Below are 508 nucleotides of genomic sequence, written 5' to 3'. Positions count from 1 at the left end.
GATGCATTCGGTCGTCTGGCAATATCTGCCGGAAGCGGTCGCCGAACGCATCCGTGTCGCGATGAAGGCGGCCGGCGCCCACGCCACCGCCGATCGCCCGCTCGGCTGGGTGATGATGGAACCCGACCGCGCGCTCGCGCACCAGGTCATCCGCGTGCGCAGCTGGCCCGGCGACGGCGCGTGGCAGACGGTCGCGACCTCGCACGCCCATGCCGCCTGGATCGACACCGGCCAGCCCGAACGCGACCGTGCCGGCATCGAGTTGCCCGAGGCGGCGAAGATCTCGGTCTAGCGAAAGCCGACATTGTACAAGTTGTTGTACAATGTCCGGTCAGAATGTCAGTGACCCTACTGACATTTTGGCGATCTCAGCCTCCCAGCATGGCTTCCCCGGCGAAGGCCGGGGYCCAGTTGRGGGACATTTGAGATGGGCGCTCCGGCGGTTTCCTTCTGTCTCCCTGCTGGGCTCCGGCCTTCGCAGGGAAGAAGAGGGATAACCGCCCTGACA

At 65.8% G+C, this 508-nt stretch carries 1 protein-coding gene; it reads left to right on the top strand.

Annotated features, from left to right (window positions below):
- Nucleotides 1-292, top strand: a 292-nt coding sequence (locus AC1DZC_RS20480) for a DUF2332 family protein (protein WP_477044574.1), incomplete at its 5' end; no start/stop codon positions are given.
- Between the last annotated feature and the right edge of the window lie 216 nt (nucleotides 293-508).

It is taken from the genome of Cellulomonas sp. P2_B4 (assembly GCF_056404795.1).
This window is presented reverse-complemented; position numbering and strand designations above follow the sequence as displayed.